Origin of the sequence: Enterobacter sp. 241F3 (assembly GCF_034106785.1) — a bacterium.
Taxonomy (GTDB): domain Bacteria; phylum Pseudomonadota; class Gammaproteobacteria; order Enterobacterales; family Enterobacteriaceae; genus Enterobacter; species Enterobacter vonholyi.
In genome coordinates, this window is the sequence record NZ_JAWNDD010000012.1 from 25875 (window position 1) to 39759 (window position 13885).

12 protein-coding genes and 1 pseudogene are annotated in these 13885 nt (G+C 56.1%); 9 read left to right on the forward strand and 4 right to left on the reverse strand.

The genetic code is table 11. The features are described 5' to 3' along the window. Nucleotides 1-9 precede the first annotated feature (9 nt). The 3 genes from UR504_RS20390 to UR504_RS20400 all read right to left on the reverse strand — a co-directional run bounded on the left by UR504_RS20390 (nt 10) and on the right by UR504_RS20400 (nt 1992). Nucleotides 10-705, reverse strand: coding sequence for a CidB/LrgB family autolysis modulator (locus UR504_RS20390; protein WP_111965322.1), 696 nt, complete (start codon nt 703-705; stop codon nt 10-12). Next, nucleotides 702-1097 carry a CidA/LrgA family protein gene (locus tag UR504_RS20395; RefSeq protein ID WP_111965323.1) on the reverse strand — a complete coding sequence of 132 codons (396 nt, stop codon included), beginning with the start codon at nt 1095-1097 and terminating at the stop codon, nt 702-704. The genes UR504_RS20390 and UR504_RS20395 overlap by 4 nt, the downstream gene beginning before the upstream one ends. A 190-nt stretch (nt 1098-1287) precedes the next feature. After that, nucleotides 1288-1992, reverse strand: coding sequence for a type 1 glutamine amidotransferase (locus tag UR504_RS20400; RefSeq protein ID WP_320718281.1), 705 nt, complete (start codon nt 1990-1992; stop codon nt 1288-1290). 59 nt (nt 1993-2051) lie between these two features. Between UR504_RS20400 and UR504_RS20405 the strand changes: the two genes are divergently transcribed. The 8 genes and pseudogenes from UR504_RS20405 (at nt 2052) to UR504_RS20440 (ending at nt 12429) form a co-directional block, all read left to right on the forward strand. Continuing rightward, the gene (locus UR504_RS20405) at nt 2052-2849 is read left to right on the forward strand and encodes an AraC family transcriptional regulator (protein WP_302235094.1); all 798 of its coding nucleotides are present in this window, start codon (nt 2052-2054) and stop codon (nt 2847-2849) included. A gap of 41 nt (nt 2850-2890) precedes the next feature. Then, the gene (gene dusC / locus UR504_RS20410; protein WP_320740078.1) at nt 2891-3823 is read left to right on the forward strand and encodes a tRNA dihydrouridine(16) synthase DusC; all 933 of its coding nucleotides are present in this window, start codon (nt 2891-2893) and stop codon (nt 3821-3823) included. 358 nt (nt 3824-4181) lie between these two features. Further along, complete coding sequence (locus UR504_RS20415; RefSeq protein ID WP_414464937.1) at nt 4182-5471, forward strand: carbohydrate porin; 1290 nt, start codon at nt 4182-4184, stop codon at nt 5469-5471. A 166-nt stretch (nt 5472-5637) separates the two neighbouring features. Then, a complete protein-coding gene (licT, locus tag UR504_RS20420; RefSeq protein ID WP_115875840.1) occupies nt 5638-6471 on the forward strand; it encodes a BglG family transcription antiterminator LicT in 834 nt (277 codons plus the stop codon). Between the two features lie 23 nt (nt 6472-6494). After that, nucleotides 6495-8461 (forward strand): annotated as a pseudogene (gene bglF, locus UR504_RS20425) (PTS beta-glucoside transporter subunit IIABC); the annotation flags it as partial. Between the two features lie 12 nt (nt 8462-8473). Next, the gene (locus UR504_RS20430; RefSeq protein ID WP_302235098.1) at nt 8474-9868 is read left to right on the forward strand and encodes a glycoside hydrolase family 1 protein; all 1395 of its coding nucleotides are present in this window, start codon (nt 8474-8476) and stop codon (nt 9866-9868) included. Between the two features lie 351 nt (nt 9869-10219). Beyond that, complete coding sequence (mdtQ, locus tag UR504_RS20435; RefSeq protein WP_414464938.1) at nt 10220-11614, forward strand: multidrug resistance outer membrane protein MdtQ; 1395 nt, start codon at nt 10220-10222, stop codon at nt 11612-11614. Nucleotides 11615-11664: 50 nt separating this feature from the next. Continuing rightward, nucleotides 11665-12429, forward strand: a complete 765-nt coding sequence (locus tag UR504_RS20440; RefSeq protein ID WP_271368653.1) for an SDR family oxidoreductase — start codon at nt 11665-11667, stop codon at nt 12427-12429. A gap of 57 nt (nt 12430-12486) precedes the next feature. Here UR504_RS20440 and UR504_RS20445 read toward each other — a convergent pair whose 3' ends face one another. Then, nucleotides 12487-13059 (reverse strand): DedA family protein, encoded by a 573-nt coding sequence (locus UR504_RS20445; protein ID WP_115875835.1) that lies wholly within the window; start codon nt 13057-13059, stop codon nt 12487-12489. A 157-nt stretch (nt 13060-13216) separates the two neighbouring features. Here UR504_RS20445 and UR504_RS20450 point away from each other — a divergent pair, with 157 nt between their 5' ends. Further along, complete coding sequence (locus UR504_RS20450) at nt 13217-13804, forward strand: Yip1 family protein (RefSeq protein WP_023312454.1); 588 nt, start codon at nt 13217-13219, stop codon at nt 13802-13804. Nucleotides 13805-13885: the final 81 nt, after the last annotated feature.

Genomic DNA, 13885 nt, shown 5'->3' on the forward strand with positions numbered 1-13885 from the left:
TCGCAAATTTTAGCCCATCACCGCCAGAATAAGCGGGAAAATGAACGGGGCCAGCAGGGAGGTGATAATCCCGCAGATCACCAGCGCCAGCGAGCTAAACGCCCCTTCCTGATAATCCAGCTCCGCGCAGCGGGCAGTGCCCAGGGCGTGGGAAGCTGTCCCCATCGACAGACCTCGTGCCGCTTTAGTATGAATGCGCATACCGTTCAGCAGGCTGTGGCCAAACACCGCGCCGAGAATACCGACGAAAATAACGCACATCGCGCTGATTGCCGGAATACCGCCGAGGCTACCCCCAACCGCCATCGCAATAGGCGTGGTCACCGATTTAGGCAGAATAGAGGCGGCAATCTGCGGCGAGGCCCCCATCAACAGCGCCACCGACGTGCCGGTGATCATCGCCACCAGGCTGCCGACAAAGCAGATGGTAATGATGGATTTCCAGCGGGCGCGGATCTGGTGTAGCTGCTCGTATAAAGGAAAGGCGAGCGCCACAACGGCGGGCTGCAGCAGGTCGTTTAAAATTTTGCTGCCGGCAAAGTAGCGTTCGTAAGGAATGCCGGTGAGCAGCAGGAACGGAATAATCACCACCATTGCCACCAGCAGCGGGTTCAGCAACGGCATTTTGAAACGCGCGGCAAGCTTACGTGCGGCGAAGAATACTGCGAGGGTGAGCGGCAGCGACCACCAGATATTGGCCATCATTTTTTTGTTTTCTCCCCAATCACGTTACGTTCGCCATGCACCAGATGCGAACTCCAGCTCACGACCAGGAAAACCACCAGCGTACTCACCGCGCAGGAGACAACAATCGGGCCGAACTGGGCCTTGAGCAAATCAAAATACTGCATGACCCCGACGCCGATAGGCACGAAAAGCAGCGCCATATAGCGAATGAGGACGAAGCAGCCGGGATTGACCCATTTTGCGGGCAGGATTTGCAGCGCCAGCAACACGAAGAGGATCAGCATGCCGATAATGCTGCCGGGAATGGTGATGGGCAGCAGCGACGCGATGAAAATCCCGGCATACAGGCAGGCGTAAATCAGGACGAATGCGCGCAGATATTGCCAGATAATGTTCAATGTTTTGCTCATGGTGATAGTCCTTGCTGAAACGCATTCATCATACAATTAAACCTAAAAATGTGCCACGGATCACATCATGAATTTTGAGCATACCAGACATTCCGGAATGGAACGTCCGGTATCATCTTACTGGTGCAGGCAATAGTTTAGAGGAAAGGAATTGCACTGGCGTAGTAACGCGCCAGAGAAGGCATCAGCGTCAGGCGGTCAGTTTATCGAGAAAAGAAAACAGCACCTGGTTCATTTCGCGATAATCATGCGAGCGGAGTTTTTCCGCCGTTTCGACAAAACGGAATTCATCCGCGCGGCTGAGGTCATTCTGCGAATGCTCAATCAGCAACTCTACAACCTCCGGCGTCAGCTCCATATGGCACTGAAAACCGTAAACCCGTTCGCCATATTCCACGATCTGACGGGGGCAGCCCTCGCTGTAAGCCAGCACTTTAGCCTGCGGCGTCAACCCTGGCATGTCGTTATGCCAGTGACCGACGTTCAATTCGTGGCCAAAATCCGCAAACAGCGGGTTCGCCTTGCCTGCATCGGTGAGCCTGACGGGAAATTTGCCGATCTCTTTTTCCGGGCTATGGCTAAACGCTGCCCCCAGCGCTTCGCCGATAAGCTGCGAGCCAAGACAGACGCCTATCACCGTTTTACCTGCCTCTATCGCGCGGCTGATGAGTGCCTTTTCCGCCTGTGCATCGAACCAGGGGCATTCCTCAGGCGTGGTAGCGGGGGACTGCGGGCCTCCCATGATGATAAGCAGGTCCGTGCTCCCCAGCTCCTCGGGTAAAGGATCGCTCTGATAAACTCTGGTGTAGCTCAGAGTATGGCCGCGGCTTTTCCCCCAGATTTCATAGGCGCCCGGCGCTTCGAAATGTTCATGAATGATAAATTGAATGTGCATTGCGTCTCTCTCCGGTTACGTGTACAAGCAGCATCATAAGTGGAAGGGAGGAATGTGAGATGCCAACCGTTATCGATAAAACGCCAATTCATGACGATGACATCGGATGGTCCAGAGGGGCTATTAGCTATACGCGCGGCGAAGTGGATCCGCCTCACCAGCATTCACAGGGACAGCTTTTGTTTGCCATCAAAGGGGTGATGCTGGTCGAAACCGGCAATAAGCGTTGGGTCATACCGCCGCAGCGCGCGCTGTGGATCCCTCCCTTTCAGGAGCATACCTACAGCGTGTTATCCGCAACGGAGCTGCGCGCAGTCTGGTTTAGCCCTGCGCTGATATCGCAATGCGGGTCTTTTAAACGGAAAGAAGAGGTTCACGTCATTATGGCGACAGCGTTGTTCAAAGAGCTGATAGCCGGGCTGTTCAGTGCGGAATACCGGCCAGCCACTCAGCGCAGCATGGCCGTTTTGCTGCTCGATATTCTCAGTGAAGCTCAGCAAATCTCGGCCGAATTACCGATGCCCGTGGATGAGCGCTTACATCGCGTTGCCTGTGACATCATTGCCAATAATCTCTGGGATCTTTCTCTGGAAAGGCTGGCGGAACGGGCCGCGATGTCTGAACGCACGTTTTCACGCGCGTTTATCAAAGATACTGGCTTTAGCTTCCGGGCCTGGCGACAGCGCGCAAGGATTTGTGCCTCGCTGGACCTGCTCGCCAACGGATACCCGGTTAAGCAGGTGGCCTGGATGCTGGGTTTTTCAGGGCAGGCGGCATTTGCGGCGGCGTTTCGCGCGATTGTCGGGGCAACGCCGGCTGACTTTCTCCCCGAACAGAAGCGCTTCCCAGCGATATAGAGAGCGGCTACTATAGCGCGTCTTTTTTCACAGGTACTGCTATGCGTGTTTTACTGGCCCCAATGGAAGGCGTGCTCGACTCCCTCGTGCGCGAGCTTCTGACCGAGGTGAACGACTACGATCTCTGCGTGACGGAATTTCTGCGCGTGGTCGATATGCTGTTGCCGGTAAAATCCTTCTACCGTCTGTGCCCCGAGCTGCACAACCAGAGCCGGACCTCTTCCGGCACGCTGGTGCGTATTCAGCTGCTCGGCCAGTATCCTGAATGGCTGGCGGAAAACGCCGCCCGGGCGGTTGAGCTGGGCTCTTACGGGGTGGATCTCAACTGCGGCTGTCCGTCGAAGCTGGTGAACGGCAGCGGCGGCGGAGCGACCTTGCTGAAAGATCCTGAGCTGATTTATCGCGGCGCGAAAGCCATGCGCGAGGCCGTGCCCGCGCATTTGCCGGTGACGGTTAAGGTGCGCCTGGGATGGGACAGCGACGCGCGGCAGTTTGAAATCGCCGATGCGGTGCAGCAGGCCGGAGCCACCGAGCTGGTGGTGCATGGCCGCACCAAAGAAGACGGCTACAAAGCCGAGCGCATAAACTGGCAGGCGATCGGCGAGATCCGCAAGCGCCTCACCATTCCGGTGATCGCTAACGGCGAAATCTGGGACTACGAGAGCGCGCAGGCCTGTCTGCAGGCCACCGGCTGCGATGCGGTAATGATCGGTCGCGGCGCCCTGAATGTGCCCAACCTCAGCCGGGTGGTGAAATATAACGAGCCGCGAATGCCGTGGGCAGACGTCGTCACGCTGCTGCAAAAATACAGCCGTCTGGAAAAGCAGGGCGATACCGGTTTGTATCACGTCGCGCGTATTAAACAGTGGCTGAGTTATTTACGCAAAGAGTACGATGAAGCGCTGGGGTTATTTCAGGATATTCGTACTTTACAGACGTCGGCTGATATTGCCCGGGTAATTCAGTCGAAATAATAAGCGTTAAATTGCTCACACTTTTTTAAAACAGAAAACAGTTCAGGTTTTCAACGTGGCGCGACGGTGTTAAGGTGCCACTGTTTTCAACGCAGGATTGTTACTGGTTAACAGGCAAAACCTAAGCGTTTCGCAGCATTTTCGCTGTGAAGCGCTTAGGTTTTTTTTTGCCTGTCGTTTACGCAGGAGAGACATTTGGCTTAGCGCTTTTTAATGATTTTAAAAAATGAATTATCGACAGGAAATAGAAAAACTTCCTGCGGCCGGTTACGCACTCAATACTCAATCACAGGTTGTTATTATGGCATATAAAAATCAACTCTATGCGCTCGCCTTATTGGCGATATCCCCGCTGTCGATGGCGCAAGACTGGAACGGTACGGTACTAGGTTTTGAGGCTCCACCGGCGCCGCTTCTCGGCAATATGCTCGGTGTGCGTAAAATTCTCAACGATAACGGCTTTACGTACAATCTCGGCTATTTGAATGAGATCGGCTGGAACGGCGGCGGTGGCTATAACCACGACTCCCACGTGGCCTATATTGACCAGTTCGCGCTGACCTTCAACCAGGACCTGGAGCGCTGGACCGGTATCCCGGACGCGCGTATCGAGGGAAACATCGTTAACCGCAACCACAATGACGATCTCACCACCAAACGCGTGCAGGATCCGCGCGTCAACTTCAACGATCTGACCCAGGAGAGCTGGGGCGGGCAGTCGATTACCCGTCTGGGCTGGCTGACCTTTGCCCGCAGCTTTGACGACCGGCGTCTGACCTGGCGCATAGGGATGATGAACAAGGTGCAAACCTTCGATCAAATTATCCCCTGTGATTTCCAGCTGCTGTCCCAGTGCGGCGGAAAGTCCGCCAACTCGCTGACCTGGAACAACTGGAACGTGCACACCTGGGGCACCACGCTTGCCTATAAACTCACGCCGACGCTGACCTTAAAAGGCGGCGTGATGGAGCAGAATCCGCAGGCCGCCAGCCGCAGCCATGCGTGGAGCTGGTCGACGAAGGGCAGCAAAGGGATCTTACTGCCGGTTGAAATCGAAGCGCGTCCGCTGATTAACGGCCTGCCGGGCGCGTACAACCTGGGCGTGGTATTTACCAACGCGCCGCAAACCGATCTCTATCGCGGCAAATCGGGTGGGGCGGGGGCGACGGACCCGGACGGATTCGATACGCACAGCCGGACCTGGTTTATGTACGCCGGACTGAACCAGCAGCTAACGCAGCATCAGGACGATCCGAATCGCGGGTTGAGTACCTCGTTCAGCATGAGCCTTGCGGAACAGAGCAGTAACTACATGCACCAGGTATACGCCGCCTCGCTGCGCTACCGCGGGCTGTTTGATGCGCGACCGGAAGACTGGATTGGCTTTGGCTTAACCTGGATTGATATGAGCAGCCAGTACGCCCGCAACCAGCGTTACCTGAACAACCTGAGCGGCGTAAGCGATTATGACAATCCGGCGTATCACCCGGTGCCGGGCCATTCCCTGAACGGCGAGTTTTACTACCGTTTTCGTCCGGCGTCATGGCTCGAGCTGCAGCCGGGCATTCAGTACTGGCATCATCCCGGCGGGGTCAGCCGCACCCAGGATGCCTGGGTCACCGAGCTGAAAACGGTGGTGACCTTCTGATATCACCGTAGCAAGTTCGATCCGCGTCACGTTTCTGACGCGTGACGCATTGAGGCTACGAATGAAACTGATAGAGTGCCAGAACTGGATTGTTACTGCTTATGCAGGCAAAACCTGATTTTCTGGCATCTGCCGGAGGTCAGGTTTTTTTGTTTCTGGGGTTCCGATGAAAATCGCCAAGATACTCAATAATAACGTGGTGGTTGTTCAGGATGAGCGCGGGCGCGAACAGGTGGTGATGGGCCGTGGGCTGGCCTTTCAGAAGCGCGTCGGTGAAGCGCTGGATACCGCGTTGGTTGAAAAGGTGTTTGCATTACAAAGCGATGAACTGGTGCGTCGGCTCGGAGAGCTGCTGAGTCAAATTCCGCTGGAGGTGATGACCACCTGCGATCGCATCATCGGGCTGGCGACGCAGCGGCTGGGCAAGCTTCAGGAGAGCTTGTATATCACCCTCACCGATCACTGCTACTTTGCTATTGAGCGGCAGAAGAACGGGCTGGCCATCAAAAACGTGCTGCTGTGGGATATCAAACGGCTGTATCCGAAGGAGTTCGAGTTAGGGCAGGAGGCGCGGGCCATTATCGCCAGACGCCTGAACGTCGAACTGGAGGAGGATGAGGCCGGTTTTATCGCGCTGCATCTGGTCACCGCGCAGCTGAACAGCGAAATGCCGGAGGTGATGCACGTGACGCGGGTGATGCAGGAGATCCTCCAGCTGGTGAAGTATCAGCTGCAGCTTGAGTATGACGAAGAGTCGCTCAGCTATCAGCGTTTTGTCACCCACCTGAAGTTTTTTGCCCAGCGGATGCTCACCCGCACCGTGGTGGAAGATGACGATGTCTCGCTGCATACGGCAGTAAAAGACAACTACGCGAAAGCGTGGAAATGCGCCGAGAAAATCGCCCAGCACCTGAACAAAAGCTATCAGCGTGAGCTGACGACCGAAGAAATTATGTTCCTCGCCATTCATATCGAGCGGGTGAGAAAAGAGGGGCGTTAAGCCTCAAACAGGATTGTTACTGCACTACGCAGGCAAAACCTGAGAACGGCCTTCGTCAGAAGGCCGTTCTCGGGTTTTTTTATTTTTTGTACTCAGTCAACAGGTGCCTGCGGGCATCGGATGTAAGGAAATCGAGATGGAATACCAGGCTTTAGCGAAGGATATTCTCGGCCACGTTGGCGGAAAAGAGAACATCGTCAGTCTTGTGCACTGCGCGACCCGGCTTCGCTTCAAACTGAAAGAGAATCAACGGGCGGATGCGGAAGGGCTCAAGAAAAATCCGGGCGTAATCATGGTGGTCGAAAGCGGCGGCCAGTTTCAGGTGGTGATTGGCAACCACGTTCACGACGTCTGGCAGGCTGTCCGTAATGAAGCAGGCCTTACGGATGACGCCCCTGTTGTGGAAGAGAAGGGTGAAAAGGGGAACCTGCTGGGCCGCCTGATCGACATCGTCTCCGGGATCTTCACCCCGTTTATCGGCATTCTGGCCGCGTCCGGTATTCTGAAAGGGCTGCTGGCGCTGGCCGTGGTATGCGGCTGGCTCACGACCGGGAGCGGCACGTATAAAATCTGGTTTGCCGCCAGCGACGCGCTGTTCTTCTTCTTCCCGATGGTGCTGGGCTATACCGCCGGGAAAAAGTTCGGCGGCAACCCGTTTATTACCATGGTGATCGGTGGGGCGCTCACCCATCCGGTAATGATTGCGGCGTTTAACGCCAGCCAGCAGCCGGGCGCGGTGTCGGACGCCTTTTTGGGCATCCCTGTCACCTGGTTCAACTATAGCTCGTCGGTGATCCCGATTATTCTCGCCGCGTGGGTGAGCTGCTGGCTTGAAAAACAGAGCACCAGGCTGCTGCCTTCCTCGATGAAAAACTTCTTCGCGCCGCTGATCTGTCTGGGCGTAACCGTGCCGCTGACTTTCCTCGTTATCGGGCCGCTGGCGACCTGGCTGAGCCAGCTGCTGGCGAACGGCTATCAGAGTATTTACGTTCTGGCGCCGTGGCTGGCGGGTGCGGCGATGGGCGCGCTATGGCAGGTCTGCGTTATTTTTGGCCTGCACTGGGGGCTGGTGCCGCTGATGATTAACAACCTGGCGGTGCTGGGGCATGACTCCATGCTGCCCATGCTCTTGCCCGCGGTGTTTGGTCAGGTGGGGGCGGCGCTGGGCATTTTCCTGCGCACCCGCGATGCGCGTCAGAAAATGCTGGCCGGTTCATCCGTGACGGCAGGTATTTTCGGTATCACCGAACCCGCAGTGTATGGCGTAAACCTGCCGCTGCGCCGTCCGTTTATTTTCGGCTGCGTGGCGGGGGCTATCGGCGGGGCGATTGTCGGCTTTAGTGACACCCACGTTTACTCTTTCGGCTTCGCCAATATCTTTACTGTCGCCCAGATGATCCCGCCGGGCGGCGTGGACGCCACGCTGTGGGGCGGCATTATCGGTACGGTGGTGGCGCTGGTACTGAGCTGCGGCCTGACGCTGGTCGCCGGTATGCCAGGAAACACCGCGACAGAAGGGGCGGTCTCCGCGGGTGAAAACGATGTGCTGGCACCGATGACCGGCACCGTTCTGGCGCTCGACCAGGTGCCGGATACCACCTTTGCCAGCGGCCTGCTGGGCAGCGGTGCCGCGATTATTCCCTCCGATAACAAAGTGGTTGCCCCGTTTGCCGGCGTGGTGGCCTCTCTTTTCCAGACCAAACACGCCATCGGCCTGCTTAGCGACAGCGGGATTGAAGTGTTAATCCACGTGGGTATCGACACCGTGAAGCTCGACGGCAGGCCGTTTACCGCCCACGTGAAGGTGGGCGACAAGGTACAGCCCGGCGATCTGCTGCTGGAGTTTGACCGACAGGCGATTATCGATGCCGGATTCGACCTGGCGACCCCGATTATTATCAGTAACAGCGATGAGTATCGCGACGTGGTGACCGTGGCGGCAACGTCCGTCAGTGCCGGTGCGCCGTTACTCAGCGTAAGCCATCAATAACAGGAGAACGTGATGAAAACTTTCCCGGACGATTTTTTATGGGGCGGCGCGGTTGCCGCGAATCAGGTAGAGGGCGCGTATCTGGAAGAGGGAAAAGGGCTGTCCACCTCAGACGTTCAGCCGCGCGGTGTCTTTGGCCCGGTGGTTGAGCGCGTGGCGGGTGACAGCGGCATCAAGGATGTTGCCATCGACTTCTATCATCGCTATCCCGAAGACATCAAACTGTTCGCTGAGATGGGCTTTAGCTGCCTGCGCGTCTCCATTGCCTGGACCCGCATTTTTCCGAACGGCGATGAGCAGCAGCCTAACGAGGCGGGGCTGGCGTTTTACGACCGGCTGTTTGACGAGCTTGCTGTGCACAACATTACCCCGCTGGTGACGCTGTCGCATTACGAAATGCCGTGGGGGCTGGTGAAGCAGTACGGCGGGTGGGGCAGCCGCCAGACTATCGGCTTCTTTGAACGCTATGCCCGTACCGTGTTCGTGCGCTACAAAGAGAAGGTGAAGCTCTGGCTGACCTTCAACGAGATCAATATGTCTCTGCACGCGCCGATGACCGGCGTGGGCCTGCCGGAAACCAGCAGCAAAGGTGAAGTGTATCAGGCAATCCACCATCAGCTGGTTGCCAGCGCGCTGGCGGTGAAGGCCTGCCACGAGATCGTTCCTGATGCCAGAATTGGCAACATGCTGCTGGGCGGCCTGATGTATCCGCTGACCTGCAAGCCGGAAGATGTTCTGAAGACGCTGCAGGAAAACCGCACCTGGCAGTTCTTTGGCGACGTGCAGTGCCGCGGCGCTTACCCGGGGTATATGCAGCGCTTCTTCCGCGACCGCGGTATTCAGCTTGAGGTCACGGACGCCGACCGCGAGGCGCTGAAATCGACCGTCGATTTTATCTCCTTCAGCTACTACATGACGGGCTGCGTTACCGCGGATGAAGCTCTCAACCAGCAGGCGCGCGGCAACATCCTGAGCATGGTGCCAAACCCGCATCTGGCAAGTTCCGAATGGGGCTGGCAGATTGACCCCATCGGCCTGCGTACCCTGTTAAACGTGCTCTGGGATCGCTATCAGAAGCCGTTGTTTATCGTGGAAAATGGCCTCGGGGCGAAGGATAAACCGGATGCGGACGGTGTGGTGCAGGATGACTATCGCATCAGCTACCTTAACGACCATCTGGTACAGGTGCGTGAGGCAATTGATGACGGCGTTGAGGTGATGGGATATACCAGCTGGGGGCCAATCGATCTGGTGAGCGCGTCTAAAGCTGAACTCTCTAAGCGCTACGGCTTTATTTACGTCGATCGCGATGACAGCGGAAAAGGCACGCTGGCGCGCAGCCGCAAAAAGAGCTTCTACTGGTATAAAGAGGTTATTGCTACGAAAGGTGCTTCGCTGAAAGCCTGATATCGAGGACGTTGCCCGGCGATGCGCCGGGCAAAGGAATCAGAAAATCATCTTGAATACACCGGTAACCACTAAGAGACCTATCAGAAATATAATCAAAATAACCCACAGTAATATTTTCATTCCCTTCTCCCGCTCATGTATGTCCTGAATAAGTGTAGCAGCGTATTTATGGTTGGCATGAATGTATTAAATTTAATCATTATTTTTAGGAATAAATTTCCGTGTATTAAGATGTATGACAATTTGCGGATTGCCACGCGTTACTAAAAAAATGAACGACACTGAGCGTAACGTGCGCCTTTATTTTTTGAGTTTATGGCGTCATGAAACGTTCTCTTATTTTTTTCTCTGAGTGCTCCCTTCGTTTTTATTCTGGCTGCCTGTGCGCCTGAACATGCCACGGTATCTCCCATTAAAACGCAAACCGCTGCGGCGTCGGTGAATACGCAGCTTCGTCATACCGACTGGCCGAAAAATGAGTGGTGGAAAGAGTATAACAATCCCGAACTTAACGGGCTTATTGCGAAAGCATTAAGCGATGCGCCGGATATGCAGATTGCCCGTCAGCGCATTACGCTTGCCGAAGCCCAGGCCAAATCCGTAATGGCAGCCGACGGTCCGCAGATTAATTTTTCCGCCGATGCGGAACGTCAGAAAATGTCCGCCGAAGGGCTGATGGGACCGTTTGCCTTTACCGACCCGGCTGCAGGCACCACCGGGCCGTGGTACACCAACGGCACCTTTGGCCTGACCGCAGGCTGGGATCTCGATCTTTGGGGAAAAAATCGCGCCCGGGTCGAGTCCCGGATTGGCAAAGTGAATGCGCAAAAAGCGGAGCTGGAGCAGACGCGTCAGCTGCTGGCCAGCAGCGTGGCGCGGCTCTACTGGGAGTGGCAAACGCAGGCCGCCGTGGGGGAGGTTCTCGCCCAGATCAAACATGAGCAGGACAATATTATCGGTGCCGATCGCGAGCTGTATCAACACGGCATCACCTCCTCCGTGGAGGGCGTCGAAACGGATATCAACGCCAACAAAACCGAAGCGCAGCTGGCAGAAGTCAACGGGAAGATGAAAGCCGTTGAGGCGCGCCTGGTCGCGCTGACGAACGCCTCTTCCGTGACGCTGACGCGGCACGCCTTGCCGACGGTGGAAGCCTCGTTACCGTCGACGCTCGGCTATGAACTGCTGGCACGTCGTCCGGATCTTCAGGAGGCGCACTGGTTTATCGAAGCCTCTATGAGCGAAGTGGAGGCTGCCCGAGCGGCTTTCTACCCTGACGTGAACCTGATGGCATTCTTACAGCAGGATGCCCTGCACCTGAGCGATCTGTTCCGCTCTTCCGCGCAGCAGATGGGCATGACCGCCGGGCTGACGCTGCCGATTTTCGACAGCGGCAGGCTGAACGCCAGCCTGGATATCGCTCAGGCGCAGAATAATCTCTCGGTGGCGAACTACAACAAAGCGGTGGTCGAAGCCGTCAATCAGGTGGCACGTACGGCCAGTGAAGTCGAAACGCTGACGGCGAAGAACAGCCACCAGCAGCAGGTTGAAAAAGATGCGGCACGCGTTGTGGCGCTTGCCCAGGCGCGTTTCAGCGCGGGGATCGTTGCGGGCTCTCGGGTCAGTGAAGCCAGAATACCGGCCCTCAAAGAACACCTCGAAGGATTACTGTTAAAGGGGCAGTATGTCGACGCCACGCTGCAGCTGACCTCGGCGCTGGGCGGTGGCTATCATCATGGCTAAAAAAGGTCATTATCTATACTTACCTCTTTGCAGTTTTTCAGGAGGTGAGTATGACCAGAGTAGCGATTGTAACCGCATCGGATTCCGGGATCGGTAAAACCACGGTGCTGATGCTTGCAGAGCGCGGGTTTGATATTGGCGTCACCTGGCATTCGGATGAAAAAGGGGCGCTGGAAACCTGCCGCGAAGTTGAAGCGCAGGGGCAGCGCGCAGAGGCTATCCATCTTGACTTAAGCACACTACCGGAAGGCGCAGAGGCTATTGAAACGCTGATTGCGCGTTTTGGCCGGCTGGACGTGCTGGTCAATAATGCGGGTGCGATGACCAAAGCGCCGTTCCTTGAAATGCCGTTTGACGACTGGCGGAATATTTTCACCGTCGACGTGGACGGCGCGTTTCTCTGTTCACAAATTGCCGCCCGGCAGATGGTGAAGCAGGGGGAAGGGGGGCGAATTGTGAACATTACCTCGGTGCATGAGCACACGCCGCTGCCGGAGGCGAGCGCCTACACGGCGGCAAAACATGCGCTCGGCGGGTTAACCAAATCCATGGCGATGGAACTGGTTAAGCACAATATTCTGGTGAATGCCGTCGCGCCGGGTGCCATTGCCACGCCGATGAATGACATGGACGACGGCGAAGTGAAGGAAGGCTCAATGCCGGAAATACCGCTGGCAAGGCCGGGCCACACTAAAGAGATTGCCAGCCTGGTGGCGTGGCTTTGCGACAGCGACGCCAGCTATACCACAGGGCAATCGTTTATCGTCGACGGGGGCTTTATGCTGGCGAACCCGCAGTTTAAGCCGGAGGGGTAGTAACCTTTCTCCCTCTCCCTTGAGGGAGAGGGCTGGGGTGAGGGGAGGAGACCGCACTCACTCCTCATCCCGCGTCTTTTCCCGGTGCTTCAGCCACAGTCGAACCCCAATCACCGCCACAACCACCAGAATCAACCACGCCCAGTGCTTCAGGTGCTGGTCGAGATTATGCAGCCATGGCGCAATCACTTCGCCCCCTGCGTAACCGAGCGTCGTAAAGATCAGCGCCCAGGCAACCGCGCCCAAAATATTGAGCGGCAGAAAAATTTTTGGCGGCAGATGGCTGGCGCCAATCAGTATCGGCCCGATAATGCGAAAGCCATACATAAAGCGCGTGCCAATGACGAACAGATAGGGATGACGTTGAATGAGCCGCTGAGCGCGGCGGATTTTCTTTTGATGCTTTGCGAAGCGTTTAAGCAGCGTTGGCCCAAATCGCAGCCCCAGAAAGTAGAGCAGCTGATCGCCAATCATTCCACCCAGCGCGACCGCGGCAACGACCAGCGGGAACTTCAGTAACCCCTGATGCGCGGCGACGCCCCCTAACAGCGTGATGGTTTCACCTTCTGCCACGCTGCCGATGACCAGCGCGGCATAGCCATATTGCTCAATGAGTGCGTTAATATCCATTACGTAAATGTTATCTCCCTCAGCGTACCTCGTTTAATCATATACCCCGTGAATCAACAGCGGGGAAATCAACGGAAATTTCCCACTGTACATAAAATAATCTAAAGCCTGCATTATACTTAAGGTATCGCTGACGGGCCGACAACAAGGGGGCGCTATGAACCATGTCTGGGGACTTTTCTCCCATCCCGATCGTGAAATGCATGTCATTAAAAGTGAGAACGAAACGGTCTCGCATCATTACACGCACCATGTGCTGCTGATGGCTGCGGTGCCGGTAATATGCGCCTTTATCGGAACAACACAAATCGGCTGGAACTTCGGTGACGGCACCGTGGTTCAGCTTTCCTGGTTTACCGGGCTTTATCTGGCCATCGTTTTTTATGGCCTGATGCTGGCGGGTGTGGCGGTTATGGGGCGCGTCATACACTGGATGGCGCGTAACTATCCGCAGCGTCCATCGCTGGCGCACTGTATGGTCTTTGCCGGATATGTCGCGACCCCGCTGTTCTTAAGCGGTATTGTTGCGCTCTATCCACTGGTCTGGCTGTGCGCGCTGATCGGTACCATTGCCCTCTTTTACACCGGGTATCTGCTGTATCTGGGGGTTCCAACCTTCCTGAATATCAATAAAGAAGAAGGCCTGAGTTTTTCCAGTTCAACACTCGCCATTGGGGTGCTGGTGCTGGAGGCGCTACTGGCGCTGACGGTTATTCTTTGGGGTTATGGATACCGTCTCTTCTGAGTTCACTGCATTGCTGGCGTAAATGCCAGCAATGCAGCATCTGTTCACGATTATCCGCTAGCGACAACGCTCTGTGACCGC

Bases quoted from the DNA above. Each gene is read 5' to 3' on its own strand.
- UR504_RS20390 (WP_111965322.1), bottom strand. From the start codon at position 705: ATGATGGCCAATATCTGGTGGTCGCTGCCGCTCACCCTCGCAGTATTC.
- UR504_RS20395 (WP_111965323.1), bottom strand. From the start codon at position 1,097: ATGAGCAAAACATTGAACATTATCTGGCAATATCTGCGCGCATTCGTC.
- UR504_RS20400 (WP_320718281.1), bottom strand. From the start codon at position 1,992: ATGCACATTCAATTTATCATTCATGAACATTTCGAAGCGCCGGGCGCC.
- UR504_RS20405 (WP_302235094.1), top strand. From the start codon at position 2,052: ATGCCAACCGTTATCGATAAAACGCCAATTCATGACGATGACATCGGA.
- dusC (WP_320740078.1), top strand. From the start codon at position 2,891: ATGCGTGTTTTACTGGCCCCAATGGAAGGCGTGCTCGACTCCCTCGTG.
- UR504_RS20415 (WP_414464937.1), top strand. From the start codon at position 4,182: ATGGCGCAAGACTGGAACGGTACGGTACTAGGTTTTGAGGCTCCACCG.
- licT (WP_115875840.1), top strand. From the start codon at position 5,638: ATGAAAATCGCCAAGATACTCAATAATAACGTGGTGGTTGTTCAGGAT.
- UR504_RS20430 (WP_302235098.1), top strand. From the start codon at position 8,474: ATGAAAACTTTCCCGGACGATTTTTTATGGGGCGGCGCGGTTGCCGCG.
- UR504_RS20440 (WP_271368653.1), top strand. From the start codon at position 11,665: ATGACCAGAGTAGCGATTGTAACCGCATCGGATTCCGGGATCGGTAAA.
- UR504_RS20445 (WP_115875835.1), bottom strand. From the start codon at position 13,059: ATGGATATTAACGCACTCATTGAGCAATATGGCTATGCCGCGCTGGTC.
- UR504_RS20450 (WP_023312454.1), top strand. From the start codon at position 13,217: ATGAACCATGTCTGGGGACTTTTCTCCCATCCCGATCGTGAAATGCAT.